The organism is Streptomyces sp. CMB-StM0423 (genome assembly GCF_002847285.1).
Taxonomy (GTDB): domain Bacteria; phylum Actinomycetota; class Actinomycetes; order Streptomycetales; family Streptomycetaceae; genus Streptomyces.
Genome location: NZ_CP025407.1, coordinates 6,120,215 through 6,142,367 on the forward strand (window position 1 = coordinate 6,120,215; position 22,153 = coordinate 6,142,367).

Consider the following 22,153-nt stretch of genomic DNA (forward strand, 5'->3'; position numbering starts at 1 on the left):
TCCACCTTGCTTTCCCCGAAGTGGGTCAGACGGCGAACAGGTTGGCGACGATGATCAGGACCACACCGAGCCGATGCGCCTGACCGCCGAGCTTCCGGGCTTTCAGAGGGTCGTGCCGGACCAGGCCGGTCGCCATCTGGACGACGCGCACCGCGACCAGCGGGGCGAGGAAGAACCCGAACCACCACGGCACGGCGCCGAGAGCGCAGGCGAGCACGATGACGGCGGTCTCGGACAGGCTCAGCACCGCGATGACCCCGCGGTACACCGGGGCGGGGAGCATGATCGCGAGGTTCCTGCGGCCCGCGGCCCGGTCGCCGTCGACGTCGTTGATGTTGGAGTAGACCGAGACCAGCAGGCTCCACAGGCCGAAGAGGTACGCCTCCAGGGCCACGATGCCGGTCAGCTCCCCGTGGGTCAGGCCGTAGGGGATCAGCACCACCAGACCGGTGCTCAGCAGCAGCACCAGCTCCTGCCCGCCCCGGTAGCTCAGCCGCAGGCCGTACGAGTACTGCACGCTGATGAAGACGAGGAAGACGGTCAGCAGCAGGACCCAGACCGGCCGGTGCGGCGAGGTCAGCACCGCGAGCCCCAGCCAGACGAGGCCGGTGAGCAGGGCGGCGTAGCCGAACCGTACGGCCTCCCGCTCGGTCAGCCGCCCGTCGAGGAGCGGCTTGCGCTTGCGGCTGCGCAACTGCTTCTGCTCGGGGTCGTAGTTGAACTGGTCGCTGCCGTCCCGGAAGCCCGTGACGTCGTCGAACGCGACGGTCGCGGCACAGACGCCCACCCAGCCGAGCGTGAGCACGGCCAGCGTCCACACGGTGACCGGGTCGTCCCGCGTCCCGGGTGGCAGCATCGTCCACACCACGAACGCGGACAGGTAGTAGTCGAAGAACGACAGCTTCGCCAGGCTGACGAAGGCGCTCAGCCTCTTCCCGGGCGGCGCCGCCCGTCCTTCTTGCAGGGTCTCGCTCATGAGATACCTCTGCTTCCAGGCCGTCAGGCAGTCAGTGGCCTGCGGCCGGTGGTGGATATCAGGACCGGGCCGCGGAACGGGCGGCTGAACGCGGAGAAGGTCCATGGCGGTTGGGGGGCCGTCGCCTGGGAGCAGCAGGGCACCCGGGGGGTGCCGGCCTGGGCCGGTGTCGTCGCACCTGTCACGCTCTTCCCTTCCAGACGTACGGACGGACTGCTGCGCCCGGCTCCCGGGAGTGCTCAACCCGGGTGCGCGCGGGAAGGGCAGCCGGAGCCGGAGCCGGATCTGGAACAGGTGGTCCCGGATGACGTGCCCGCGCCCGGCGAGTATCCAAAGCAGTCCATGGACGGGACTAAAGCCGCTGCTCACAGGCCCTGTCGGCACGCGGAGACGCGGGAGGGGCCGATTCCGGCGGCCGGTTGGCCGCGGGGGAGAGGGCGGGAAGGCGTACGACCGGTACGTGCTGGTCGTATCGGGGCGAGGGTCGTACGGATGCGTAAAGCCCCGCGCATGGTCCGGGGCTGCTCGTCGGAGGGGGCGGAGACGCGTGTGCTTCCGGTCGCGGAACTGCGGGGCCTGCGGACCGGAAGCGACGCTCTTTCCCGGCGCTATGCCGGGGAGATCCGGCGGAGCCTGCGGAGGGCCTTGCCGCGGCCCGCCGCTAGGTCCGCCGCACCCTCATTCCGTATCCTCGGCTCCGCCTCCGGCCGCGGTCCCGGCCGGCTGTCCGGTCTCCGTCCCGGCGTCCGTCGCCTCCGCCGTGAGCTTCGCGTCGAACCGCTCCCGCGCCCACGAGCGCAGCGCGGAACGCGAGGTGAAGCGGCCCACGTTCGTGTCGATCGGCGACGACGTGTACTGGTGGAAGCGCCACGACGCCTGGATGTCCGGCTTGCCGGGCTTGCCGTTGTACTGGGCGATCCAGAGGCCGTCGCCGGCGTAGCTGGTGGTGTCGCGGTTGAGCCAGAAGTCGCGGTTGCAGTAGAGGAGCACCTTGTGGCGCGGGCGCAGCCGCTTCACCTCCTTGATGAAGGCGTCCTTCTCCTTGTTGCTCGCCGCGGTGCCCTCGCTGGTGTGCTCCCAGTCGCAGGCGAGCATGTCGCCCGGCTTCTCCTTCGCCTTGTCGACGAAGTACTGGGCCTGCGCCTTGATGTTGCCCGGCCAGAGGAAGTGGTAGAAGCCCAGCACCAGACCCGCCTCGCGGCCGTGCGTGGCCTGGTCGCCCTGCTTGGGGTTGACGTAGCTGCGGCCTTCCGACGCCTTGACGAAGACGAAGTCCATGCCTCGCGTGGAGTAGTTGCCTGACTGGTGCGAACTGACGTCGATGCCCTTGATGGTCATCACTCGTCCCTTTCGAGTGGGGGTCGGGACGGGACGGTGGCCGAATCCCTCGCGCTGTCCTTCGCTGTCCTTTGCTGTCCTTGCCGTCTCTTGCGTTTCTCCCCTCATCCCCGTTGCGGGCGCCGCGCAAGCGCCGCCGTCGAATCACGCGTTCGCCGAGTGCGCCCCAAGGGGCGGCCGTGCCGGGGGAGTTCGATGCGGAAGAGGACGTTCAGGTTGTGGTTCAGGGGGCCGCTGTGCGGGCATCTCCCGTGTGAGAAGGCCGCTTTACCCGTGGTGGCCGTAGATCGGGGGATCTGACCATGAATCTCTACATCTCTGTGTTACGTACCCTGGTGCCGCTGCTCGTCGGCTGGGTCGTGACCGCGGCCGGTGCCTTCGGCGTCGACGCCGACTCCACGACGGTGACCGCCGGGGTCACCGCGCTGGTCACCGCCGTGTACTACGCGGTTTTCCGGGCGCTGGAGGAGTGGGCGGCGAAGCGGGACTGGAAGCCGCTGCGGGTCGTCGCGGGCGTGCTGCTGGGCTGGGCGCGACCGCCGGAGTACCCGGCGCGGACGTCCGCGGCGCGGCAGCCCGCGGCGCCGGTGGCCGCCGTACCGCCGCCCGACGCCGAGGGGCGGCCGGCGTGAGCGGCGCCGACTGGATCTGGGGCGGACTGCTCGCCCTCGGTGCGGTGGTGGAGGTCATCGCCCTGCGCACGCCGCAGAAGGGCGACACCCTCTCGGAGCGCACCCGGGCGTGGTTCCGGGTGCGTACGCCGGTGGGCAAGGCGGTCTTCGTCGCGGCCTGGGTGGGCTTCGCGGGCTGGTTCCTGGTGCACATCGCCTGGTGACGGGACCCGCGCGGACGCGGATGGCGGCCGCCGTTACCGTGGCCCGCGGGGGCGGATCCGCCTCCGCGCGCGTACGGGAGGAACGGCATGAAGCTCACCGTGCTCGGCGGCCGCGGCGCCTGGCCGACCGCGGACGCCGCCTGCAGCGGCTACCTCGTCGAGCACGACGGGCACCGGCTGCTGCTCGACCCCGGGTACGCGGTGATGCCGCAGCTCCTCCGGCACCTGCGGCCCGAGGACGTCGACGCCGTCGTCGTCACCCACGGGCACCCCGACCACTGCGCCGACCTCAACCCCCTCCTCCGCGCCCGCGCGCTCGCCGACAGGCCGGCGCCCGCGCTGCCGGTGTACGCCCCGGCCGGTGCGCTCGACGCGGTGCTGGCGCTGGACCGGCCGGGGATGCTGCACGGGTCGTACGAGCTGCGCGCGTTCGACCCGGCGACGGAGCCGGAGTTCACCTCCGGCCCGTTCCGCGTCGGGACCCGCGCGCTGCCGCACCACGTCCCCAACGCCGGGCTGCGGCTGACGGCGGCGGGCCGGGTCCTCGCGTACACCGGTGACACCGGCCCGACCCCGGCGCTCGCGGAACTCGCTGACGCGGCGGACCTGTTCCTCGCGGAGGCCACCTACCCGGAGGAGGTGCCGGAGGAGGACGCGCCGTACCTGTCGAGCGCCCGCCAGGCCGGCGAACACGCGACCCGCGCGGGCGCGGAACGGCTGCTGCTCACGCACCTGTGGCCGGGCGGGGACGAGGCCGCGGCGATCGCCGCGGCGCGTCGGGGGTTCGGCGGGGACGTGGGGGTCGCGCGGCCGGGGACGGTCGTGGAACTCGGGGCGGACTGAGGGAGCCGGGTCGGTCGGGTGGGGGCGGTCCCGCCGGCCGCGCCGTCGCTCCCGGGCCTCCGCTACACCCTCCGGGCCGCGTTCACCAGCGCTGCCACCGCCCGGTCCACATCCTCCGGCCCCGTACGCCAGTTGCTGAACGCCGCCCTCAGCCCGTGCGTCCCCCCGTACACCGTCGGCGTGACCACCGCCTCCCCGCTGGCCGCCACCGCCGCCGCCAGCGCCGCCACCCGCTCCCGCGTCGGCTCCGCCGCGAGCGTGAAGCACACGACGTTCAGCCGCACCGGCGCCAGCAGCCGCAGCCCGCTCCCGGGACCGTCCGCCACCCCCGAGCCGAACCGCCGCGCCAGCGCCGCGTTGCGCTCCACCACCTCCCGGTGGCCCTCGCGCCCGTACGCCGCCAGCGTCAGCCACGCCGGCAGGGCGCGCAGGCGGCGGGAGTTCTCCGGGGTGAGGTGGACGAAGTCGGGGTCGTCGCCCGGCTGCGCCATGTATGCGGCGGCGTTGCGGAAGACGCGGACCTGGAGGTCCCGGCGGCGGGTGAACTGCACCGCCGCGTCGTACGGGACGTTCAGCCACTTGTGCAGGTCCACGCAGACGGAATCCGCCGTGTCCAGCCCCGCCACCAGGTGTGCGTGCTCCGGCGACAGCGCCGCGAAGGCGCCGAACGCCGCGTCCACGTGCAGCCAGAACGGATACCGCTCCCGCAGCGCCGCGATCGCGCGCAGGTCGTCGAAGTCGACGGTGTTGACCGTGCCGCTGTTCGCCACCACGATCGCCGGCCGGCCGTCCAGCGCGGCCAGCGCGGCCGCCAGTTCGGCCACGTCCACGGCCTCCCGCCCGGGCAGCAGCGGCACCTCGCGCAGCGCGTCGCGGCCGAGCCCGAGGAGCGACAGCGCCTTGGGGACGCTGGAGTGCGCCGCGCCCGACAGCACCGCGACCTCGCCCAGCGCCCCCGCCCCGGCGTCCGCGACCGAGACCCCGAGCCGTTCCCCCAGCCACTCCCGGGCCACGGCGAGCCCGACGGCGTTCGACATCGTCGCCCCGGACACGAACGCGCCCGCGTGCGCCTCGCCCAGCCCGAACAACTCGCGCAGCCAGCCCACCGTCTCGCGCTCCAGGTCCGTCGCCGCGGAGTCGCCTGCGGCGACCACGTTCTGGTCGTACGCACCCACCAGCCAGTCGCCCGCCACGGCCGCCGGCGTCGCCCCGCCGGTCACGAACCCGAGGTAGCGCGGCCCCGCGCTGCCCGAAAGGCCTGGCTCCCAGCGTTCCCCGAAGCGCGCGAGCGCCGCCGCACCCCCGGCGCCGCGCTCGGGCAGCGGCTCGTACGGGCCGGGGGCGCCCGGCGCGGGGGCGGCGACCGGGCGGTCCGCGAGGCCGCGGAGGGCGGCGACGGCGCGGGCGCGGGCGGCGTCGAGGAGCTGGTCGAAGCGGTCGAGGTCGGCGGCGAGGGCGGGGTGCACGGGGGCCTCCTGGGCGTACGGCGAGCTTGGCGGCGGGCGGCGGGTGACGCCCGCGGGACGGCGGCAGACCCGCCGCGACCTGCGGCAATACGTCGTACGCCGACCACGTCTCCGTACGCTACGGGCCCGCCCCCGCCCCGGTCCGCGGCCACTTCCGCCCCACTGGACCGCTGACCGCGAGGCGGCCGGGCCGTCGCGCCCGGTTACGCGGGCGTGCTCGAAGGGGCGTCGATCGCCCTCGCCGGGCGGGTGCCATGCGGGACTTCCCGCACACCCCGGACGACCCGCGGCACGACCTGGACACGGCCGGCTTCGGCGTGGTCCGGTTCCCGGAGGGCGAGACGGAGCGGTGGGAGAGGAAGGAGGCGTACGACGCGGTGGCCGGGCGGTACGCCACCCCAGCCTGACGCCCGTTGCCTGAAAGGGCCGAAGGGCCTCGACCCGGGGGCGGTCGACTCCCTACCCTACTGGCCAGTTGTCACCGGGTGCCGGAGGATCTGATGGAGACGAAGCGCTGGGCCGGGCCCGTGCTCGCCGTGGCGTTGGTGGCCGTGGCCGTCGGCTGGGGCGCGGTGTCGCGCTCCGACGACGGCGAGGCGGTGGACAGCGCGGTACGCAGCCAGGCGCCCGACCGTTCCCGTCTCACGTCCCCCGACCCCGCCACCCCGGGACCCGAGGCGTCCAAGCCCGCCCCCGGCGCTTCCGGCGCCGCCTCGGCCGATCCCGGCGCGCCCCCGCGCGCCCCGCAGGACGTGCTCTACCTCGGCGACTCCCTCGCCATGGAGGCCCAGGACGTCCTCGGCAGCCGGCTCGAACGCTCCACCCGCGTCAGCTCGTACAGCAGCGAGCCCGTCGCCGGCGTCACCGTCTGCGACTACCTCCAGGGCCGCCCGGGACGCTCCCTCGTCCCGCGCGAGGACAAGGCCGCCGCCCTGGTCGAGAAGCGCGAACCCGGCGTGGTCGTGCTGCAGTTCTGGGGCAACACCTGGGGCTACACGCCCTGCATGGAGGGCGTCGAGTGGGGGACGGCCGCGTACTACGAGCGCTACGCAGCCGACCTGCGCGCCCTCACCGGGCAGATCACCGACGCCGCGCGTGAAGCGAACGTGCCCCGGCCCCGGATCGTCTGGGTGCAGCAGCCGCCCGACGCGCTGCACCCCGACCGCATCGAGCAGGTCAACGCCCTGTACGACCGGCAGGCCGCCGCATCCGGCGACCTGCTGGCCGACGGCGGCCGCGAACTGCGCGACGACGACAGGAAGTGGACGCAGTACCTGCCGTGCAATGACTACGAGCAGAGCACCGCAGGCTACTGCACCGGCCCCGGCGGCACCGCCCGACTGCACCGCGACGACGACCCGTTGCACTTCTGCCTCGCGCCGACCCCGGAGGGCGGACAGCCGTGCCCGGCCAAGTCCCCTGGTCTGGAGCGCTACTCGCGGGCGGTGGCGGACGAGGTCGACGCCTACCTGCGCGGCTGACGCCCCCGACGCGCCCCGGACGCGAGCGGGCGGGCAGGCGGTCAGTCGGTGGCGGTCGGCTGCGGGCGCGGCCTGCGCACCAGGTACGCGGCGCCGAGCCCGGCGACGAAGAGCGCCAGCACCGACACCCCCGTCGCCAGCCAGCCCGCGCCCAGCCAGCGGCTGCCGAAGTACCCGAGCGTCACGCCGTACGCGGCCCACAGCAGCCCGGCGAGCGCGGACCACGGCAGGAACTCCCGTACCTGCCGGTGCATCGCGCCCGCGCCGAGCATCACCACGCTGCGCCCCGCGGGTGCGAACCGGGCCAGGACGACGATCCCGCCGCCCCGCCGGCCGCTGAGGTGGTGGCCGAGGCGCTCCTGCGCGCGGACCAGCAGGCGGGAGTTGGCGAACTTCTCCCGGCCTCTGCTGGCGAGCCGGAAGGCGAGCATGTCGCCGAGTACGGAGGCGGTGGCGGCGCAGAGCAGGAGGGCCAGCAGCTCGATGAGGTGGTCGGCGGCGGGGAGGGTGGCGCCGTTGCGTACGGCGTCGGCCGCGGTGGTGGTGCCGGCGGCGGCGGTGGCCGCCATTATGACCAGCGCGCCGCTGGGCAGCAGCGGCAGGAAGACGTCGAGGAGGACGGAGGTGGCGACGATGGCGTACATCCACGGGGTACCGCTCAGTGACCCCACAAACTCCACTGTTCCCCTGCTCCCCGTATCCCGGCGGTCATCCGGTGATTTTTTCTGCCACGGACGAGAGCGCCGGGCGGGTCACAGCGTACGCCTGGCGCGTCGCCGGAATTCGCACGGGGGGACCAGATGTAACCTGCATCACTCCTGAGGACCCGCTCACCTGCTGTCACTCGCATGCCGTACGGCACGGAGTGCCGGGCGCTGTCCGTACGGCGGTCGTACGCCGGGGCGTACGGCGGTGGTGTGGCCGTCGTACGGCGGCGGTGTGGGCCGTCGTACGGCGCGGGCGGTGCGCGGTGCCGGTCAAGCAGGGGGTTTCGGCGGGGAGTCCGGGTCCGGCCGCCACTTCTCCACCGTCTCGCCCGACGGCGCCTCGTGGTCGGAGCCGCACAGCTCGGCGGACAACTGCTCCACCAGTTCGGTGAGGTCCGTGGGCCGGTCGGGCGTCCACCAGTCGCCGAGCAGCTCGGCCAGCGCCGCCTGCCGCGCCCCGGAAAGCCGCTGCGCGGCCCGGGTGCCTTCCTCCGTACAGAGCACCGGCAGCCCCTCCCGGCGTGTCAGGCCCTGCTCCTCCAACTCCTGCGCCGCGCCGAGGACCACTTCGAGCGGGAGCCCGGTGCGCTCGGCGAGCGCCACCGGCTCGGTGGACTCGTACCGCTGGACGCGCAGCAGCAGCCAGCTCGACGCGGGTCGCAGGTCGAGGCCGGCGCGGCGGGTGATGTCCTCGTACAACTCCCGCCGCCCCTCCCGGGTGCTGAGCGCGCTGAGCGCGCGGCACACCTCGTCGTGGGGGGAGCGCTCGACGGGATTGGTGGCGACGGTTTCGCTGCCGTCGGGGACGGTGACGGTGCCGCGCAGCGGGTCCTCGCGCAGGAAGAGGGAGATGAGGAAGGCGAGGGCGGCGACGGGGGCGGCGTAGAGGAAGACGTCGGTGATGGAGGTGGAGTAGGCGTTCACCACTTCCTGCCGCAGGGAGGCGGGGAGCCGGGCGATCGAGCGGGGGTCGGACTCCAGCGACTTCATGCTGAGCCCGCCGGGCAGGGACACGCCGCTCAGCTCCGCTTCGAGCTTGTGGCGCAGCCGGCTGGTGAAGACCGTGCCGAAGACGGCGACGCCGAAGGACGCGCCGATGGAGCGGAAGAAGGTGGCGCCGGAGGTGGCGACGCCGAGGTCGCCGTAGGAGACGGCGTTCTGCACGGCGAGCACCAGGACCTGCATGACGAGGCCGAGGCCGAAGCCGAAGACGAAGAAGTAGCCGCTCAGCTCCCAGTTGTTGCTGCTCTGGTGCAGCCGGTGGAGCAGCAGGAGGCCGACGGTGGTGACGGCGGTGCCGAGGACGGGGAAGACCTTCCAGCGGCCGGTGCGGCTGATGAGCTGCCCCGAGCCGGTGGAGGCGATGAGCATGCCCGCGACCATGGGGAGCATGTGGACGCCGGAGGTGGTCGGCGAGACGCCGCGGACCACTTGGAGGAAGGTCGGCAGGTACGTCATGGCGCCGAACATCGCGAAGCCGACGACGAACCCGATGACCGAGCAGAGCGTGAACGTGCGGATGGCGAAGAGCTTCAGCGGGATGACCGGCTCCGCCGCCCGGCGCTCGACCCGGATGAACGCGGTGAGCAGCGCGATCGCCAGCAGCCCGGCCACGACGACCTCCCAGGAGCCCCACGCCCAGGTCGTGCCGCCGAGGGAGGTGACGCCGACGAGGCAGATGGCGAAGGAGGCGATGAGGGCGGTGCCGAGGTAGTCGATGCGGTGCTTGGTGGCGCGGCGCGGGATGTGCAGGACGACGGCGATGACGACGAGGGCGGCGAGGCCGATGGGGAGGTTGATGTAGAACACCCAGCGCCAGCTCAGGTGCTGGGTGAAGATGCCGCCGAGGAGCGGGCCGAGGACGCTGGTGGTGCCGAAGACGGCGCCGAACAGGCCCTGGTAGCGGCCGCGTTCGCGCGGCGGCACGATGTCGCCGACGATCGCCATGGCCAGCGACATGAGCCCGCCGCCGCCGATGCCCTGGAGGGCGCGGAAGCCGATGAGCTGGCCCATGTTCTGCGCGATGCCGCAGAGCGCGGAGCCGACGAGGAAGATGACGATGGCGGTCTGGAAGAGCTTCTTCCGGCCGTACTGGTCGCCCAGCTTGCCCCAGAGCGGAGTGCCCGCGGTGGCGGCCAGGAGATAGGCGGTGACCACCCAGGACAGGTGCTCCAGGCCGCCGAGGTCGCTGACGATGGTGGGCAGGGCGGTGGCGACGATGGTCTGGTCGAGTGCGGCGAGGAGCATCCCGGACAGCAGGGCGCCCATGGACACCAGCACGGCGCGCCGGGGGAGGCCCTGCCCGGGGACCTCGGGGGCGGGCGGGGCGCCGGCGGTCTGGGACATGCGCGGCTCCCCTCGGGTGGTGTGACCGTGCGGCGGGTGGTGCTTTTGAGACTCGTGGTGCCGGTGATGTGTGGGTCGTTTGCCTCATAGTCGCCCGGAAGCGTCGATACGGCCCGCCGGGGCGGTCCGCTCGGGCCGGGTTGCGGCCGGGGTGCGGTGCGCAGGGTTCCGCGGGGTCTGCATAATCGCCTCCAGCCCACAGGAGGGGGAGCACGGTGATACCTCGCGCATGCCGCACCTGCGGCGGGCCGCCCCGGGAGGACGGCGGGCGAGGCTGCGCCTGCGGCGCGGAGAGCGGTGCGGAGGACGGCGTCGAGGCGAGCGCGGGGGGTCCGCCGGAGCGGGAGAGGCCGCTGCTGCGGCCGTACGTCATGAAGGCGCCGGGTCCGGTCGGGGGATGGGACGGCGACGGCGACGAGGCCGGCGGCGGCCAGGAGGGCTACGGCCCGGAGGCGCCGCCTCCCGGCAGCGGCGCGCCGGAGGGTTATGCCCCGGGGGCGCCGCCTCCCGGCAGCACCCTCGCCGTCCCCTACGGCCCCATCGGCGCCGCGCCCGAGGGGCCCGCGGACGCCGACCTCGGCCTCTTCGCCGACGACCCGGCCGCGCCGCGCGCCGCCGGGGATCCGTACGACGCGGACGACACCCGTGACCCGTACGACCCGCGCCGCCGCGGCGACCGCCTCGCCGCCCGCCGGCGCCGCCGGCTGACGCTGGTCCTCACGGTCGGCGGCGTCGTGGCCGCGCTCAGCGTCGGACTGCTGGGCTCCGGGCTGTTCTCGGACGACGGGGAGGACGACCGCGCCGTACCGAAGCCGGACACCGTCACCGCCGTCCCCACCGGCGGCGGCACGAAGCCCGGCCCCGACGCCTCGCACAGCGGCGCCCCCAGCGCCCCCGCGGACGGCGACGACCCGGCGGAGCCCAGCGCCGCCGAATCCGACCGCACCGGCACCGCATCGGCCGACCCGGACGGGACACCCGCCGACCGCACCGAAGCCGGCAACGTCACCGCCGCCCCACCTGACTCCGGCTCCGACCCCAGCACGCCGGCTGACCCCGACCCCGGCACGACCTCCGAGGACCCGGACCCGCCCCCGCCCACGCTGCGGGAGGGCGATTCGGGCCCGGAGGTCGTCGAGTTGCAGAAGCGGCTCATCGAGTCCGGTCATGCCCCCTTCCTGACGCGCATCGACGGCGACTACGGCCCCTTCACGCGCCGGGGGGTCGAGCGCTTCCAGGACGCCAACGGCATCGACGGCGACGAACGCGGCGTCTACGGCCTGGAGACGCGCCGTGCGCTGGAGTCCATGACGAAGGAACCCTGACCATGGACGTATACGAGGCCGTGGACAGCCGCCGGGCCGTGCGGGCGTTCAGCGACGAGCCCGTACCCGTGGAGGTGCTCGAACGGGTGCTGGCCGCGGCGGCCCGCGCCCCGTCGAGCGGGAACCTTCAGCCGTGGCACCTGTACGTGGTCACCGGCGACCCGCTGGCCGGACTGAAGAAGCGCGCGACGGCCAGGGCGCTGGCCGGGGATCCGGGCGACGAGCGGGAGTACCCGATGTACCCGGCCGGCATGGGCGGCCCGCCGTACCGGGACCGGTTCACCGCCGCGGCGGCCCAGCGGTATGAGGCGCTGGGCATCGAGCGTGACGACCCCGGGAGGCCGCAGAAGATCGCCGCCCTGAACGCGGGTGCGTTCGGGGCCCCGGTCGTCCTGTTCTGCTATCTCGATCGCGCGATGGGGCCGGGGCAGTGGGCGGACGCGGGGATGTATCTGCAGACGGTCATGCTGCTGCTGCGGGCGGAGGGGTTGCACAGTTGCCCCCAGGTGATGTGGACGATGTACCGGCGGACCGTCGCCGAGGCGGTCGGGGCCGGTGACGGGCTGGTGCTGCTGTGCGGTGTCGCGGTCGGCCACGCGAAGGCGGGCGTGCCACCGCTGCGTACGGACCGGGCGGACCTGGCGGAGACGGTGACCTTCGTAGGAGCGTGACGGCCCGGCCCGGACGCGGGCGGGAAATCGGACGGTCCGTCAGTCGGATACCTGTTCGAAGTGGAACGCCTTGATGAAGCAGTCCCGGGGCTGGCCAAGGGCGAAGAACACGCACTCCGCCACCGATTGCGCCGTCAGCATGTCGCCGGGGCCGCGCGGGGTGCTCTCCCACTCCGGGGACAGCGGGTCCGGGTTGCTGAAGTCCGGCGGGTAGAGCGAGATGACCCGCACCCCCCGGGACCGTAGCCGCGTGGAGAGGATGCCGGCGAAGCCGGCCTGTGCGCTCTTGGCGGCGTAGAAGGCGTCGTGCGCGTCGGAGCGCCGGTGGGCCGGGAGCCCGGCGGCGGAGATCAGGTTGACGATGTCCGGCCTGTCGGACGCGAGCAGCAGCGGCAGCAGGCGCTTGACGACGAGGATCGTGCCGGTCGCTCCCGCGGCGACGGTGTCGATCACGTCCTCGTCGGTGGCGGAGAGGAGATCCGGCCCGCCCAGCCAGCGCGCGCCGTTGTTGACCAGCACGTCCACCCGGTCGGTCCGCTGCGCCACGTCGGCGGCGAACTGCCGGATGGAAGCGGGGTCCGCCAGGTCGCAGGCGAGGGCGTGCACCTGTGGGTGGCCGAGGTCGCGGATCTCGTCCGCCACCCGTCGCGACGCCGCCAGGCTGCGGGAGGACACGAAGACCTCGGCGCCCTCCCGGGCGAAACGGATGGCGAGAGTCCGGCCGAAGTCGCGGGACGCGCCGGTGATGACGACGCGTTGCCGTTCGAAGCCCATGTGATCGCCCGCCGCCCCTGGAGTGTCCGTAACGCCCTGCTGTGATCAGGTACGCCGACACCATCACAGGAGGGCGGGGCAGCGGAACGAGACCTTCGGCCTAGGTCCTCCGGCCCCCGCTGCCCCCGGCGGTGCGGAGGTGGATGCGCTCGCCGGACCTGCCGAAGAGGCTCAGCACGTCGACGGGGCCGCGGCCCGCGGCGCCGAACCAGTGCGGGATCCGGCAGTCGAACTCGGCGGCCTCGCCCGCGGTCATGACGAAGTCGCGCTCGGCGAGCCGTACGCGCAGGCGCCCGCGCAGCACGTACAGCCATTCGTGGCCGGCGTGGGTCCGCAGATGGGGCTCCTTGTCGTGGGCCGGGATGGTCATCTTGTACGCGCGTGGCTCGCCCTGCTGCCGGGACAGCGGGATCAGCACCCGGCCGTCCCGCGTGGTCGGCTGCTGGGGCACCCGCGGGTCGACGATGCGGGGCGCGGCGACGATCTCGTCGAGCGGGATGCCGAGGGCCGCGGTGACCGGCAGCAGCAGTTCGAGGCTCGGCTTGCGCCGGCCCGACTCCAGCCGGGACAGCGTGCTGGTCGAGATGCCGGTGGTGCGCGCGAGGGCGGCGAGGCTGACGCCCCTGCCCTCGCGGGCGCGGCGCAGCCGGGGGGCGATCTGGTCGATGACGGCGCCGACGCTGGGCTGGTCGTCCATGGGGCGCAGTCAACCCACGCGTCCCGGAATCGGCAACGGAAGTTGTCGTTTCGGCACGGCCGCCCGGACGCTGCCCGCGGAGGTGGTCGGCATGCGGACGGCGCAGGACGACGGATTCACCGGGGCCGGCGGTCCCGGGAAGGCGCGGGGCGGCCGGGGGCCGGGACGTACGGGCACGGAGGCCGCCCGGAGCGGGCGGCGGGACCGGCTGCCCGCCGGGGTGTATCTGCTCGCCTTCAGCCTGTTCGCCATGGGGACCGCGGAGTTCCTGCTCGCGGGCGTGCTGCCCGCGGTCGCCGCGGACCTGGACGTCACGCTCTCCTCGGCGGGGTTTCTGATCACCGCGTTCGCCCTTGGCGTCGTCCTCGGCGGGCCGCCGTTCGCGGTGCTCAGCCTGCGCTGGCCGCGGCGTACCGCGCTGCTGGCGACCCAGGGCGTCTTCGCCGCGGGCATCGGCGTCGGGCTGCTGGGCGGCTACGAGCTCCTGCTGCTGACCCGGGTGGTCTCCGGCGTCGCGTACGCGGGCTTCTTCGCCGTGGCGTCGGTGACCGCGATCGGCCTCGTCACCCCGGACCGCAACGCCCGCGCCTCGGGCGTCGTCGTCAGCGGGCTCAGCGTGGCGATGGTCGCCGGCGGCCCGGCCGGGACGCTGCTCAGCCACTTCATCGCGTGGCGGGGCGGCTTCTGGGTCGTCGTCGCCCTCACGCTGGCGGGGATGGCCGGCTGCTTCGCCGGCATCCCCGCCGCCCCGCGGCCCGGCCCGGGGGCGGCGGGCGTCCGGCCGGGCGTGGCACGGGAGTTGGCCACGATCCGCAACCCGCATCTGTGGGGCATCTACGCGATCACGATCCTGACCACCGCCGCGTACATGATCACGTTCAACTACCTCGCGGCCATGCTCACCGGGATCACCGCCCTGCCGGAGGTCTGGATCCCCGCCGTCCTCGCCCTCTTCGGCGCCGGCGCCTTCACCGGCCTCTCGATCGGCGGCCGCATCTCCGACCGGCGGCCCCACCGGGCGCTGCTCACCGGCGCCGCGGCGATCGCGGTGCTGTCGCTGGCGATGACCGGCGCGGTGCGGCACGCCTGGGCGGTGACCCCCGTCGTGTTCGCCCTCGGCGTCGCGGCGTTCGTCCTCAATCCCGCCGTCTACGCCCGCGTCTTCGCGATCGCGGCGGACGCGCCGACCCTCGCCGGGGCGACCACGGTCTCGGCCTTCCAACTGGGCATCAGCGGCACGCCGGTCCTCGCGGCAGCCGTGCTGAACCGGGGAGCGGACCTCACCGCGGTCTGCCTGATCGGCGCAGCGCTCGCCGCGTGCGCGGTCCCGCTGATCCTCGCCGACCGCGCGCGTGCCGGGCGGGTACGCGACCGCGCGGGCTGACGCCTCCGCCTCATCGCAGGGCGAACTCGGCCCAGACGGCTTTCCCGGGCCCCGACCGCTCGGCCACGCCCCACTCGTCGGCGAGCGCGGCGACGACGAGGAGCCCGCGCCCGTGGGCGTCGTCGTGACGGGGCGCGCGGGTACGCGGGCACCCGTCGCCGGTGTCGTGCACCTCGACCCGCACCGTGTCGTGCAGGGTGACGACGCGGACGAGGAAATCCCGGTCCGGCGGCCCGTACCGGACGGCGTTGGTGGCGAGTTCCGAGGTGCAGAGCCGGATGTCGGCGAGCAGTTCGGCGTCCGCGATGCCGCCGAGCGCCGCCGCGACGAAGTCGCGTGCGCGGCCGACCTCGGCGGGGTCGCGGGCGAACTGCCGCTTGTGCACGGGCTCCAGCGGGATCGGCCGCCGCGCCCGGAAGGCGGGCTGCGCTCGCGCGGCGGTACGGGCGCGGTGGTGCCCGCCGCCGGGGGTGCCGGGGACGCCTGGGCACCGGCTGGTGCGGCAGGCGCGATAGCGGACGTTGGCGCCCCGGATTCGGTGCGGCAGCGCCGCGTGGGCGTCGGCGGGCCATGGATTCGGCGAACCGTTCATTTTGTGGTGGCACTTGGGGATAACCGGTTCTTCTGCGGCCATGGGCACGTCTCCTCGTCTTCCGCGCGTGGCCGTCGGCGTACAAAGGGTTTGGTCAAGTTGCGTTCTACGCGGCGGGCTTGACACGCTGAGCTGTCGGAAGACTAGAGTGCCGCCGCCTTTTGAATTCTGCAAGACTGGATTCCGTGCATCTTGGCCGGGCACTCGAACGAGTGAAGTTCATTGTGAATTCGGGGACCTCGGTGCTTTCATTTCGAGCGTCGGAAGTCCTTCACTTTGAATGACATAGGGAAGGGGAAACGCATGGCGGAACGCGCGACGGGATCGACGGTGCCGCGGAGGCAACTCGGCCGGTACTTACGTGACCTGCGGAATCAGGCACGGCTCACCGTGCGCTCGGCGGCGCACCAACTGGAGTGGTCGGAAGCGAAGATGTGGCGCATCGAGACGGGGCAGTCGTCGCTGCGCAGCTTCGACGTGGAGACCATGTGCAAGGTGTACGGGGCGCCGGCCGATATCACCGAGGCGCTCATGGGCCTCGCGAAGGAGACGAAGGCGAAGGGGTGGTGGCACGCTTACGGCGACGTCATTCCGGAAGGCTTCGACGTGTACATCGGCCTGGAGGAGGCGGCGTCGAGCCTTGCCTCGTACCAGAATGATCTGGTGCCGGGCCTGCTGCAGACGGAAGGCTACGCACGAGCCGTCTTTCGTCGCCACAACCCGGACGAGACCGAGGAAGACGTCGAGCGGCGCGTGCGACTGCGCGTGGAACGGCAGACACTCCTCACGCGCGTGTCCGATCCCTCGTCTCTCCGGCTGGTTCTCAACGAGGCGGTGCTGCGGCGGCCCGTGGGTGGAAAGGATGTCATGGCGGGGCAGTTGGCCCACCTCGTCGAGGTGGCCGAACGTCCCAACATCGAGATCCGCGTAGCGTCTTTCGCCGCCGGGCTCCATCTGGGCATGCTGTCGGGGTCGTTCATCGTGCTGCGCTTCCCGACGAACGGCGACGGCGCGGAGACGGAGCCCCCGACCGTCTACGTGGATGGTTACACAGGCAGCCTGTACCTGGACAAGCCGAACGAGGTGCAGAGCTACGAGACGGCGTTCGGCGACATTTGGGAGTCATCGCTCGGTGAAGAGGCGTCTCGGCGCCTGATCGCAGACACGGCAGGGAGTCATGGACAGGACTGATCTCGCAGGTGTGCACTGGTACAAGTCGAGCTACAGCAACGGACAGGCCGAATGCATCGAGGTGGCGGTCGCCGACGGCGTCGTCGCCACGCGTGACAGCAAGGACCCCTCAGGACCGGTGCTGACGTTCGCCCCCGACGCCTGGCGAGCCTTCGTCGCCGCCGTGTGCGGCGGGGAGTACCGCCGGTAACGGGACCGTACGACCGCAAGCGCCCCTCCGCCGGCGGGCGTCCGGCGGTGGGGCGCCGGCCGTGCGAAAGATGCCGCCGGGAACGTCGAAGGCGGCGTGGCTGCTTCGTCCCCGGGGTGGGTGCGGCCAACCTGGGCCCGCAGCCGCCCGTACCGGAAGGACCGCCGCCATGGCCACCGCAGAAGACCTCGACCGCGCCACCGACTCGCAGTGGGACTGGGTCGCCGAGCACACCCGCACGTATCTCGCCTCCGGCGGTACCGAGGGGCACGAGCGCGACGGTACGTACACGCTCGTGCTCGCCACCACCGGGCGGCGGACCGGGACGCCGCGCCGCACCGCGCTGATCTACGGGACCTTGGGCGACGACTTCGTGGTCGTCGCCTCCAAGGGCGGCGCCGACGAGGACCCGGCGTGGCTGCGGAACCTCGTGGCGGAGCCCAGCGTCGGGGTGCAGGTCGGCACCCGGCGGTTCACCGCGCGGGCGCGGGTCGCGTCCGCGGCCGAGCGGCCTGCGCTCTGGGAGCAGATGGTGGGCATCTTCCCGCTCTACGCGGAGTACGCGCAGAAGGCCGCCCGCGAGATCCCGGTCGTCGTGCTCACGCCGCTGGCCGGGTCCCGTTGACCTGAAGTCTGGTTGAGGCTCTAGGTTCGGGTGCGCCGATGTCGACGTACCGGGAGGAACGGCCATGAGGACGCTGGTGCTGGGAAGGTCGCCCGCCAGGGTGACGGAGGTGCTGGCCACGCTGCGCGCGGACGGCTTCGACGCGGAGGGCGTGAGCACCGACGAGCAGGCTTTGGCGCTGCTGGCGGGCGACGGGTTCGGGGTGCTGATCATCGGCGGGGGTGTGGAGCCGGAGTCCCGGGTGGCGATCAAGGAGTTCGCGGCGGAGCACGGGGTGCGGCGCGTGGTCGACGGGGCGCTGACGGAGCCCATCGACGCGTATGTGCGGCGGGAGTTCGAGCCGGTGATCCGGGAGGCGGCCGCCGAGGGGTGACGGCCGCGGCCCGGGCGGCGAGGGGCGGGCCCGTCAGACGCGCTCGTACGCGGTGCCGGACCCGTTCCGCCGCAGCAGGCCCTCGTCGACCAGGGCGCGGCGCAGGCTCACCCAGTCGTCGAGCCATTCGGCGCAGATCGCGTTGACCTTCGCCTCGGAGTACGTGGTGCCGGGCTCGAACGAGTCCGTCACCACCGCGAGTACCCGGCCCCGTACCTCCGCATTGCCCGGGATCGACGTCAGCCGGCCGCGGCGGAAGTAGCCGCCCGCGCCGTCGCCGCCGCCCCGGCCGGTGAGCCGGACCTCGGCCTGGACCGCGAGCCGGAAGGTGTCGTCGCGCAGGGTGTACGTGCGGGTGGCGGCGTCGAAGGCGGCGATCCGGCCGGCGGTGAGCTTCTGGAGCGCCGCGGCGGCGGCCGGGGGGCGGAGCCCGGCGCGGGCGGCGACGTCGGTCAGGGAGGTGGCGCCGAGGGCGAGGGCGGCGTAGACGGCGCGGCGGTCGGCCTGGGCGAGGAGGCCGACGAGGTCGCGGCAGGAGGGCGGGTGGTCCTCGGCGGAGGCGGCGTTCATGGAGCGTTCCATCCAGGTGTGGTGCCGGTGTCGTCCCGTACACGTACCGCGTCCGCGGGCCGGCTCGAAAGTCGTTTTCCCCCGCCCCGTCCGGCCTCCGGGTCGATCGGCGTCAGCACCCCGAGCCGGTCCTCGACCGCCTGCGCCGCCTCCAGGCACAGGTCCTCCCGGAACGCCCGCCCGACGATCTGCACTCCCACGGGCAGGCCGTCCACGACACCGGTCGGTACGGCCACGCCCGGCACCCCGACGAAGCTCGTCACGCTGCACAGCCGCATCGCCGAGGCGACCCGGTCCCGGCCCGCCCGGTCGCGGGACTCCAGCCCCGGCTCGACGGGGGGCTCGGTGAACGACGGGCCCAGCAACAGCGGGTAGGCGTCGAGGAATTCGGCCCACGAGCGGCGGAGGGACATCCACGTGCCCATCAGCTTCACCAGCTCGTCCGCGGTCGCGGGCGGGGTCTGTTCCATGGCCATCGCGATGTAGCGGTCCCCGCCCTCGCCGAGCAGCGTCCGCACCGCCGGCCAGGCCGGCGCGAACTCGGTGACGGTCAGCTGCCCGTACGCCTCCAGCACCTCGTCCAGCCGCGGCACGTCCGCCACCTCGCGCACGGCGTACCCCGCGTCGCGGAGCGCGCCGGCCGCGGTCTCGACGGCCGCGCGGATCGCGGGGTGGACGCCGTGGCCGCCCGGGTCCGCCACGACCGCGACCGTCAGCGGTCCGGGGAGCGCTTCGCCGTACGGCGGCACCGGTACGGCCCTGGGGTCGCGCGGATCGGTTCCGGCCAGCGCCTCGTACGCCAGCCGCAGGTCGGCCACCGTCCGGGCCAGCGGTCCTTCCGTGACCAGCATCTGGGACGCCGGACCCGGGTCGTCCGGGCCGAGCACGCGGTGGTCGGCCGGGAACCTGCCCGTGGAGGGCTTCAGCCCGGCCACCCCGCAGAACTGGGCCGGTATCCGCACCGAGCCGCCGGAGTCGTTGCCGAGCCCCAGCGCCGCCATGCCCGTGGCCACGGCGACGGCGTCGCCGCCGCTGGACCCGCCCGGGGTGCGGCTGCTGTCCCAGGGGTTGACGGTGTCGCCGAACAGTTCGCTGCGCGTGTGCATCCCCGCCAGGATCAGGGTGGGGATGTTGCCGTGGCCGATCGGGATGGCCCCGGCGGCGCGCAGCCGCGCCACCGGAGGCGCGTCGGCCGCCGCCACGAGATCGCGGAAGCGCTTCACCCCGAACGTGGTCGGCACCCCCTCGACGGGGGTGCTCTCCTTCACCGTGAAAGGCACGCCCGCCAGCGGTCCCAGCGCCACACCGGCGGACCGCAGGCGGTCGGTCCGGGCCGCGGCCTCGCGTGCGCGCTCCGCGAGGAGCTGGGTGACCGCGTTCACCTGCGGGTTGATCTCGGCGATGCGGTCGAGGTGGCTGTCGACCAGTTCGACGGCCGAGACATGCGCGCCGCGTACGGCTTCCGCCTGTTCGGCGGCCGGCAACTTCCAAAGGTCGTCCGGCATGGCCCTTCTTCCTCCTCTTACACGCTGCGATGCACCTGCATCGGAACGGTCACCGTACCCTGGATCCGATACGAGCGCATCGAATAAGGAGGCGGCCGGAAGCATGCCCAGACAGGTGGATCACGACAGCCGGCGCCGCACCATCGCCGAGGCCGTCTGCCGTCTCGCCGGCGAACGCGGCCTGGAGGGCGTGACCCTGCGCGACGTCGCCGCCCGCGCGGAGGTGTCCATGGGGGCCGTGCAGCGGTGCTTCCGCACCAAGGAAGAGATGTTGGTGTTCGCGCTCGGGTACGTGGGCGAGCGGATCGGCGAGCGCGTACGGGCCCGCCTCGTCCGGAGTCCGGCCCAGTCGGCGGCTACGGCGCTGGGGCACGCCGCCGCCGAGGTGTCACTGCTCGGGGACGAGCACCGCGCCGAGGCCAGGGTATGGCTCGCCTTCGTCGCCCAGGCGGCCGTCAGCGAAGCGCTCGCCGGGACGCTGCGGACGAACTACGCGGGCCTGCACGAGGCGTTCGTCCGGCTCCTCGCGGAGGCCGGCGAGAGCGCCGGGCGGGGGGTGTCCCTCGATCCGGAGCGCGAGGCCCGTACGCTCCTCGCCCTCGCCGACGGCCTCACGGTCCACGTCCTCGTCGGCCATCTCACCCCGGACGAGGCGCACGACGTCCTCCACGCGCACCTGGCCGGCCTCTGGGGGTGAGCCGGCTCATGCGGCTCATGCGGCTCATACGGCTCATACGGCTCTTGGCGTGGGGTGCGGCGTTTTGTATCGTGGGGAAACAAACGCGGTTCTCCACCCCTGGGGGTTACGTATGGGCAGGCCCACGGACATAGGTGTCTTCAAGGCACTGCTCCTCGACATGGACGGAACGCTTCTCAACTCCGACGCCGTCGTGGAGCGCATCTGGCGCCGCTGGGCCGCCGAGAACGGCAAGGACCCCGAGGAGATCCTGCGCCACGCCCACGGGCGGCAGGCGCACGCCACCATGGCGCACCTCTTCCCCGAGCGGCCCGTCGAGCAGAACCTCGCGGACAACGCGCGCATGCTCGCCTGGGAGACCGCCGACACCGACGGCATCGTGCCGGTGCCGGGTGCGCCGGAGTTCATGGCGGGTCTTGCCGGGCTGCCGCACGCGCTGGTCACGTCCGCGGACCGGGCACTGTCGCAGGCGCGGATGGCGGCGGCGGGGCTGCCGGTGCCGGCGATCTCCATCACGGCGGAGTGCGTGAGCGCGAGCAAGCCGGACCCGGAGGGGTTCCTGAAGGGGGCGGCGGACCTGGGGTTCGCGCCTTCGGAGTGCGTGGTGTTCGAGGACGCGGCGGCGGGCATCGCGGCGGCGCGGGCGGCCGGGATGCGGGTCGTGGGGGTCGGCCCGCGGGCGGCGACGGAGGGGACGGACATCCACGTGGAGTCGCTGACGGGCGTCCGGATCCGCCCGCTGGGCGGCGGCGCGTTGCGGTTGACGGTGGGGTAGGGGGGAGCGGGCGCGGCCGCAGTGGCTGTGGTTCGCCCGGGGGCGTCTTCGCTCATGTCCGCCCTGGGGTAGGCGCCTGGTCGGATGCGTGCGCTCACGCCCGGAGGCGCCTTCGCGCGCGCCCAAGTAATGCGCTGGGTCTGATGGTTCGCTCCCGTGCGTGCCCTCGTGCCCGCCCGAGGTGTGTGCCGGGTGTGGTGTGTTCGCTCCCGTACGTCCCCTTACACCCGTCCAGGGGTATGCGCCGGGTCTGATGGTTCGCTCCGGTACGCGCCCTCGCGTAGGCGCTGGGTCTTGGTGTGTTCGCTCCCGTGCGTGCCCTTGCGCCCGCCCGAGGTGTGTGCCGGGTCTGGTGTGTTCGCTCCCGTACGTCCCCTCACGCCCGCCCAAGGGTATGCGGCTGCTCTGACAGCGCGGGGGTAGTGGGGCGTTGAGCTGGTACGTCGTGGGGGTGGGACCGGGTGCGGGGGTACGGCGTCGGGGTGGCGGTGGTGCGTGGGGTGGGCCGGTGTGCGGGGGTGTCGGTGAGGGGAGTGGCCGTGTCGTAAAGGCTCCCCCCGGGCCACCCCGCTTGTGAGTGTGCGGGCCTGCGTCCGGTGTCAAGGGCGTCCCTTCCGCTTCGCTCCAGGGACGTCGCTTCGCGATGGGGCTTCGCCCCACCCTTGACACCGGACTCCGGCCCGTAAAAGACCGGCGGCTATGGGTGGCCCGGAGGGAGCGGGCACCCTAACACTGCGCTACGGATGCCGTGCCCTGCCGACGGGGTGGCCGGGCTACCGGGCGCCGGGTCTG

24 protein-coding genes are annotated in these 22,153 nt (G+C 73.4%); 14 read left to right on the top strand and 10 right to left on the bottom strand.

The annotated features are described in order from the left end of the window. Window positions 1-25: 25 nt before the first annotated feature. Entirely contained in the window at window positions 26-976 is a 951-nt protein-coding gene (locus CXR04_RS26575) for a UbiA family prenyltransferase (RefSeq protein WP_101424769.1), read from the bottom strand. A gap of 678 nt (window positions 977-1,654) precedes the next feature. Next, a complete protein-coding gene (locus CXR04_RS26580) occupies window positions 1,655-2,314 on the bottom strand; it encodes a glycoside hydrolase family 25 protein (RefSeq protein ID WP_234380515.1) in 660 nt (219 codons plus the stop codon). A 302-nt stretch (window positions 2,315-2,616) separates the two neighbouring features. Here CXR04_RS26580 and CXR04_RS26585 point away from each other — a divergent pair, with 302 nt between their 5' ends. The 3 genes from CXR04_RS26585 (at window position 2,617) to CXR04_RS26595 (ending at window position 3,992) form a co-directional block, all read left to right on the top strand. Then, window positions 2,617-2,946, top strand: a complete 330-nt coding sequence (locus CXR04_RS26585; protein WP_234380516.1) for a hypothetical protein — start codon at window positions 2,617-2,619, stop codon at window positions 2,944-2,946. Further along, on the top strand, window positions 2,943-3,149 hold the full coding sequence (locus CXR04_RS26590) for a hypothetical protein (protein ID WP_101424770.1): 207 nt from the start codon (window positions 2,943-2,945) through the stop codon (window positions 3,147-3,149). Before CXR04_RS26585 ends, CXR04_RS26590 begins: the two co-directional genes overlap by 4 nt. A gap of 87 nt (window positions 3,150-3,236) precedes the next feature. After that, window positions 3,237-3,992: an MBL fold metallo-hydrolase gene (locus CXR04_RS26595; RefSeq protein ID WP_101424771.1), complete on the top strand. Its 756-nt coding sequence runs from the start codon at window positions 3,237-3,239 to the stop codon at window positions 3,990-3,992. A gap of 62 nt (window positions 3,993-4,054) precedes the next feature. Here CXR04_RS26595 and CXR04_RS26600 read toward each other — a convergent pair whose 3' ends face one another. Beyond that, window positions 4,055-5,458 (bottom strand): pyridoxal phosphate-dependent decarboxylase family protein, encoded by a 1,404-nt coding sequence (locus CXR04_RS26600; protein WP_101424772.1) that lies wholly within the window; start codon window positions 5,456-5,458, stop codon window positions 4,055-4,057. A 254-nt stretch (window positions 5,459-5,712) separates the two neighbouring features. On the opposite strand from CXR04_RS26600, the gene CXR04_RS34985 reads away from it, so the two are divergent. Beyond that, window positions 5,713-5,865 (top strand): hypothetical protein, encoded by a 153-nt coding sequence (locus CXR04_RS34985; protein WP_159072401.1) that lies wholly within the window; start codon window positions 5,713-5,715, stop codon window positions 5,863-5,865. 93 nt (window positions 5,866-5,958) lie between these two features. Continuing rightward, complete coding sequence (locus CXR04_RS26605; protein ID WP_101424773.1) at window positions 5,959-6,939, top strand: hypothetical protein; 981 nt, start codon at window positions 5,959-5,961, stop codon at window positions 6,937-6,939. A 41-nt stretch (window positions 6,940-6,980) separates the two neighbouring features. On the opposite strand, the gene CXR04_RS26610 is transcribed toward CXR04_RS26605, so the two are convergent. Beyond that, entirely contained in the window at window positions 6,981-7,583 is a 603-nt protein-coding gene (locus CXR04_RS26610; protein WP_101424774.1) for a DedA family protein, read from the bottom strand. 333 nt (window positions 7,584-7,916) lie between these two features. After that, on the bottom strand, window positions 7,917-9,992 hold the full coding sequence (locus CXR04_RS26615) for an MDR family MFS transporter (protein ID WP_101424775.1): 2,076 nt from the start codon (window positions 9,990-9,992) through the stop codon (window positions 7,917-7,919). A 215-nt stretch (window positions 9,993-10,207) separates the two neighbouring features. Between CXR04_RS26615 and CXR04_RS26620 the strand changes: the two genes are divergently transcribed. Together CXR04_RS26620 and CXR04_RS26625 are read left to right on the top strand one after the other, a co-directional pair. After that, window positions 10,208-11,317: a peptidoglycan-binding domain-containing protein gene (locus tag CXR04_RS26620; protein ID WP_101424776.1), complete on the top strand. Its 1,110-nt coding sequence runs from the start codon at window positions 10,208-10,210 to the stop codon at window positions 11,315-11,317. A gap of 2 nt (window positions 11,318-11,319) precedes the next feature. After that, window positions 11,320-11,988 (top strand): nitroreductase, encoded by a 669-nt coding sequence (locus CXR04_RS26625; RefSeq protein WP_101424777.1) that lies wholly within the window; start codon window positions 11,320-11,322, stop codon window positions 11,986-11,988. Between the two features lie 39 nt (window positions 11,989-12,027). Here the strand turns inward: CXR04_RS26625 and CXR04_RS26630 are convergent, their stop codons facing one another. Together CXR04_RS26630 and CXR04_RS26635 are read right to left on the bottom strand one after the other, a co-directional pair. Further along, window positions 12,028-12,762 carry an SDR family oxidoreductase gene (locus CXR04_RS26630; RefSeq protein WP_101424778.1) on the bottom strand — a complete coding sequence of 245 codons (735 nt, stop codon included), beginning with the start codon at window positions 12,760-12,762 and terminating at the stop codon, window positions 12,028-12,030. A 100-nt stretch (window positions 12,763-12,862) separates the two neighbouring features. Further along, window positions 12,863-13,459: a helix-turn-helix domain-containing protein gene (locus CXR04_RS26635; protein WP_101424779.1), complete on the bottom strand. Its 597-nt coding sequence runs from the start codon at window positions 13,457-13,459 to the stop codon at window positions 12,863-12,865. A 91-nt stretch (window positions 13,460-13,550) separates the two neighbouring features. On the opposite strand from CXR04_RS26635, the gene CXR04_RS26640 reads away from it, so the two are divergent. Next, on the top strand, window positions 13,551-14,843 hold the full coding sequence (locus CXR04_RS26640; protein ID WP_101424780.1) for an MFS transporter: 1,293 nt from the start codon (window positions 13,551-13,553) through the stop codon (window positions 14,841-14,843). Between the two features lie 10 nt (window positions 14,844-14,853). Here the strand turns inward: CXR04_RS26640 and CXR04_RS36525 are convergent, their stop codons facing one another. Further along, window positions 14,854-15,477: an ATP-binding protein gene (locus CXR04_RS36525; RefSeq protein ID WP_324842931.1), complete on the bottom strand. Its 624-nt coding sequence runs from the start codon at window positions 15,475-15,477 to the stop codon at window positions 14,854-14,856. Window positions 15,478-15,738: 261 nt separating this feature from the next. Between CXR04_RS36525 and CXR04_RS26650 the strand changes: the two genes are divergently transcribed. From CXR04_RS26650 to CXR04_RS26665, 4 genes are all read left to right on the top strand, one after another. Continuing rightward, the gene (locus CXR04_RS26650; protein ID WP_101424782.1) at window positions 15,739-16,626 is read left to right on the top strand and encodes a helix-turn-helix domain-containing protein; all 888 of its coding nucleotides are present in this window, start codon (window positions 15,739-15,741) and stop codon (window positions 16,624-16,626) included. Next, window positions 16,613-16,816, top strand: a complete 204-nt coding sequence (locus tag CXR04_RS26655; protein ID WP_101424783.1) for a DUF397 domain-containing protein — start codon at window positions 16,613-16,615, stop codon at window positions 16,814-16,816. Before CXR04_RS26650 ends, CXR04_RS26655 begins: the two co-directional genes overlap by 14 nt. A 169-nt stretch (window positions 16,817-16,985) precedes the next feature. Then, the gene (locus tag CXR04_RS26660) at window positions 16,986-17,441 is read left to right on the top strand and encodes a nitroreductase family deazaflavin-dependent oxidoreductase (protein ID WP_101424784.1); all 456 of its coding nucleotides are present in this window, start codon (window positions 16,986-16,988) and stop codon (window positions 17,439-17,441) included. 64 nt (window positions 17,442-17,505) lie between these two features. Beyond that, a complete protein-coding gene (locus CXR04_RS26665) occupies window positions 17,506-17,814 on the top strand; it encodes a hypothetical protein (RefSeq protein WP_101424785.1) in 309 nt (102 codons plus the stop codon). A gap of 33 nt (window positions 17,815-17,847) precedes the next feature. On the opposite strand, the gene CXR04_RS26670 is transcribed toward CXR04_RS26665, so the two are convergent. Together CXR04_RS26670 and CXR04_RS26675 are read right to left on the bottom strand one after the other, a co-directional pair. Then, window positions 17,848-18,384 (bottom strand): DUF2087 domain-containing protein, encoded by a 537-nt coding sequence (locus CXR04_RS26670; RefSeq protein ID WP_101424786.1) that lies wholly within the window; start codon window positions 18,382-18,384, stop codon window positions 17,848-17,850. Beyond that, entirely contained in the window at window positions 18,381-19,889 is a 1,509-nt protein-coding gene (locus CXR04_RS26675) for an amidase (protein ID WP_234380517.1), read from the bottom strand. Before CXR04_RS26675 ends, CXR04_RS26670 begins: the two co-directional genes overlap by 4 nt. 103 nt (window positions 19,890-19,992) lie before the next feature. On the opposite strand from CXR04_RS26675, the gene CXR04_RS26680 reads away from it, so the two are divergent. Further along, the gene (locus CXR04_RS26680) at window positions 19,993-20,586 is read left to right on the top strand and encodes a TetR/AcrR family transcriptional regulator (RefSeq protein WP_101424787.1); all 594 of its coding nucleotides are present in this window, start codon (window positions 19,993-19,995) and stop codon (window positions 20,584-20,586) included. Between the two features lie 112 nt (window positions 20,587-20,698). Further along, window positions 20,699-21,361 carry an HAD-IA family hydrolase gene (locus tag CXR04_RS26685; RefSeq protein WP_101424788.1) on the top strand — a complete coding sequence of 221 codons (663 nt, stop codon included), beginning with the start codon at window positions 20,699-20,701 and terminating at the stop codon, window positions 21,359-21,361. Window positions 21,362-22,153 lie beyond the last annotated feature (792 nt).

Coding starts and splice junctions, on each gene's coding strand:
- CXR04_RS26575 (WP_101424769.1), bottom strand. CDS start 976: ATGAGCGAGACCCTGCAAGAAGGACGGGCGGCGCCGCCCGGGAAGAGG.
- CXR04_RS26580 (WP_234380515.1), bottom strand. CDS start 2,314: ATGACCATCAAGGGCATCGACGTCAGTTCGCACCAGTCAGGCAACTAC.
- CXR04_RS26585 (WP_234380516.1), top strand. CDS start 2,617: ATGAATCTCTACATCTCTGTGTTACGTACCCTGGTGCCGCTGCTCGTC.
- CXR04_RS26595 (WP_101424771.1), top strand. CDS start 3,237: ATGAAGCTCACCGTGCTCGGCGGCCGCGGCGCCTGGCCGACCGCGGAC.
- CXR04_RS34985 (WP_159072401.1), top strand. CDS start 5,713: ATGCGGGACTTCCCGCACACCCCGGACGACCCGCGGCACGACCTGGAC.
- CXR04_RS26605 (WP_101424773.1), top strand. CDS start 5,959: ATGGAGACGAAGCGCTGGGCCGGGCCCGTGCTCGCCGTGGCGTTGGTG.
- CXR04_RS26610 (WP_101424774.1), bottom strand. CDS start 7,583: ATGTACGCCATCGTCGCCACCTCCGTCCTCCTCGACGTCTTCCTGCCG.
- CXR04_RS26615 (WP_101424775.1), bottom strand. CDS start 9,992: ATGTCCCAGACCGCCGGCGCCCCGCCCGCCCCCGAGGTCCCCGGGCAG.
- CXR04_RS26625 (WP_101424777.1), top strand. CDS start 11,320: ATGGACGTATACGAGGCCGTGGACAGCCGCCGGGCCGTGCGGGCGTTC.
- CXR04_RS26630 (WP_101424778.1), bottom strand. CDS start 12,762: ATGGGCTTCGAACGGCAACGCGTCGTCATCACCGGCGCGTCCCGCGAC.
- CXR04_RS26635 (WP_101424779.1), bottom strand. CDS start 13,459: ATGGACGACCAGCCCAGCGTCGGCGCCGTCATCGACCAGATCGCCCCC.
- CXR04_RS26640 (WP_101424780.1), top strand. CDS start 13,551: ATGCGGACGGCGCAGGACGACGGATTCACCGGGGCCGGCGGTCCCGGG.
- CXR04_RS36525 (WP_324842931.1), bottom strand. CDS start 15,477: ATGGCCGCAGAAGAACCGGTTATCCCCAAGTGCCACCACAAAATGAAC.
- CXR04_RS26650 (WP_101424782.1), top strand. CDS start 15,739: ATGGCGGAACGCGCGACGGGATCGACGGTGCCGCGGAGGCAACTCGGC.
- CXR04_RS26655 (WP_101424783.1), top strand. CDS start 16,613: ATGGACAGGACTGATCTCGCAGGTGTGCACTGGTACAAGTCGAGCTAC.
- CXR04_RS26660 (WP_101424784.1), top strand. CDS start 16,986: ATGGCCACCGCAGAAGACCTCGACCGCGCCACCGACTCGCAGTGGGAC.
- CXR04_RS26665 (WP_101424785.1), top strand. CDS start 17,506: ATGAGGACGCTGGTGCTGGGAAGGTCGCCCGCCAGGGTGACGGAGGTG.
- CXR04_RS26670 (WP_101424786.1), bottom strand. CDS start 18,384: ATGAACGCCGCCTCCGCCGAGGACCACCCGCCCTCCTGCCGCGACCTC.
- CXR04_RS26675 (WP_234380517.1), bottom strand. CDS start 19,889: ATGCCGGACGACCTTTGGAAGTTGCCGGCCGCCGAACAGGCGGAAGCC.
- CXR04_RS26680 (WP_101424787.1), top strand. CDS start 19,993: ATGCCCAGACAGGTGGATCACGACAGCCGGCGCCGCACCATCGCCGAG.
- CXR04_RS26685 (WP_101424788.1), top strand. CDS start 20,699: ATGGGCAGGCCCACGGACATAGGTGTCTTCAAGGCACTGCTCCTCGAC.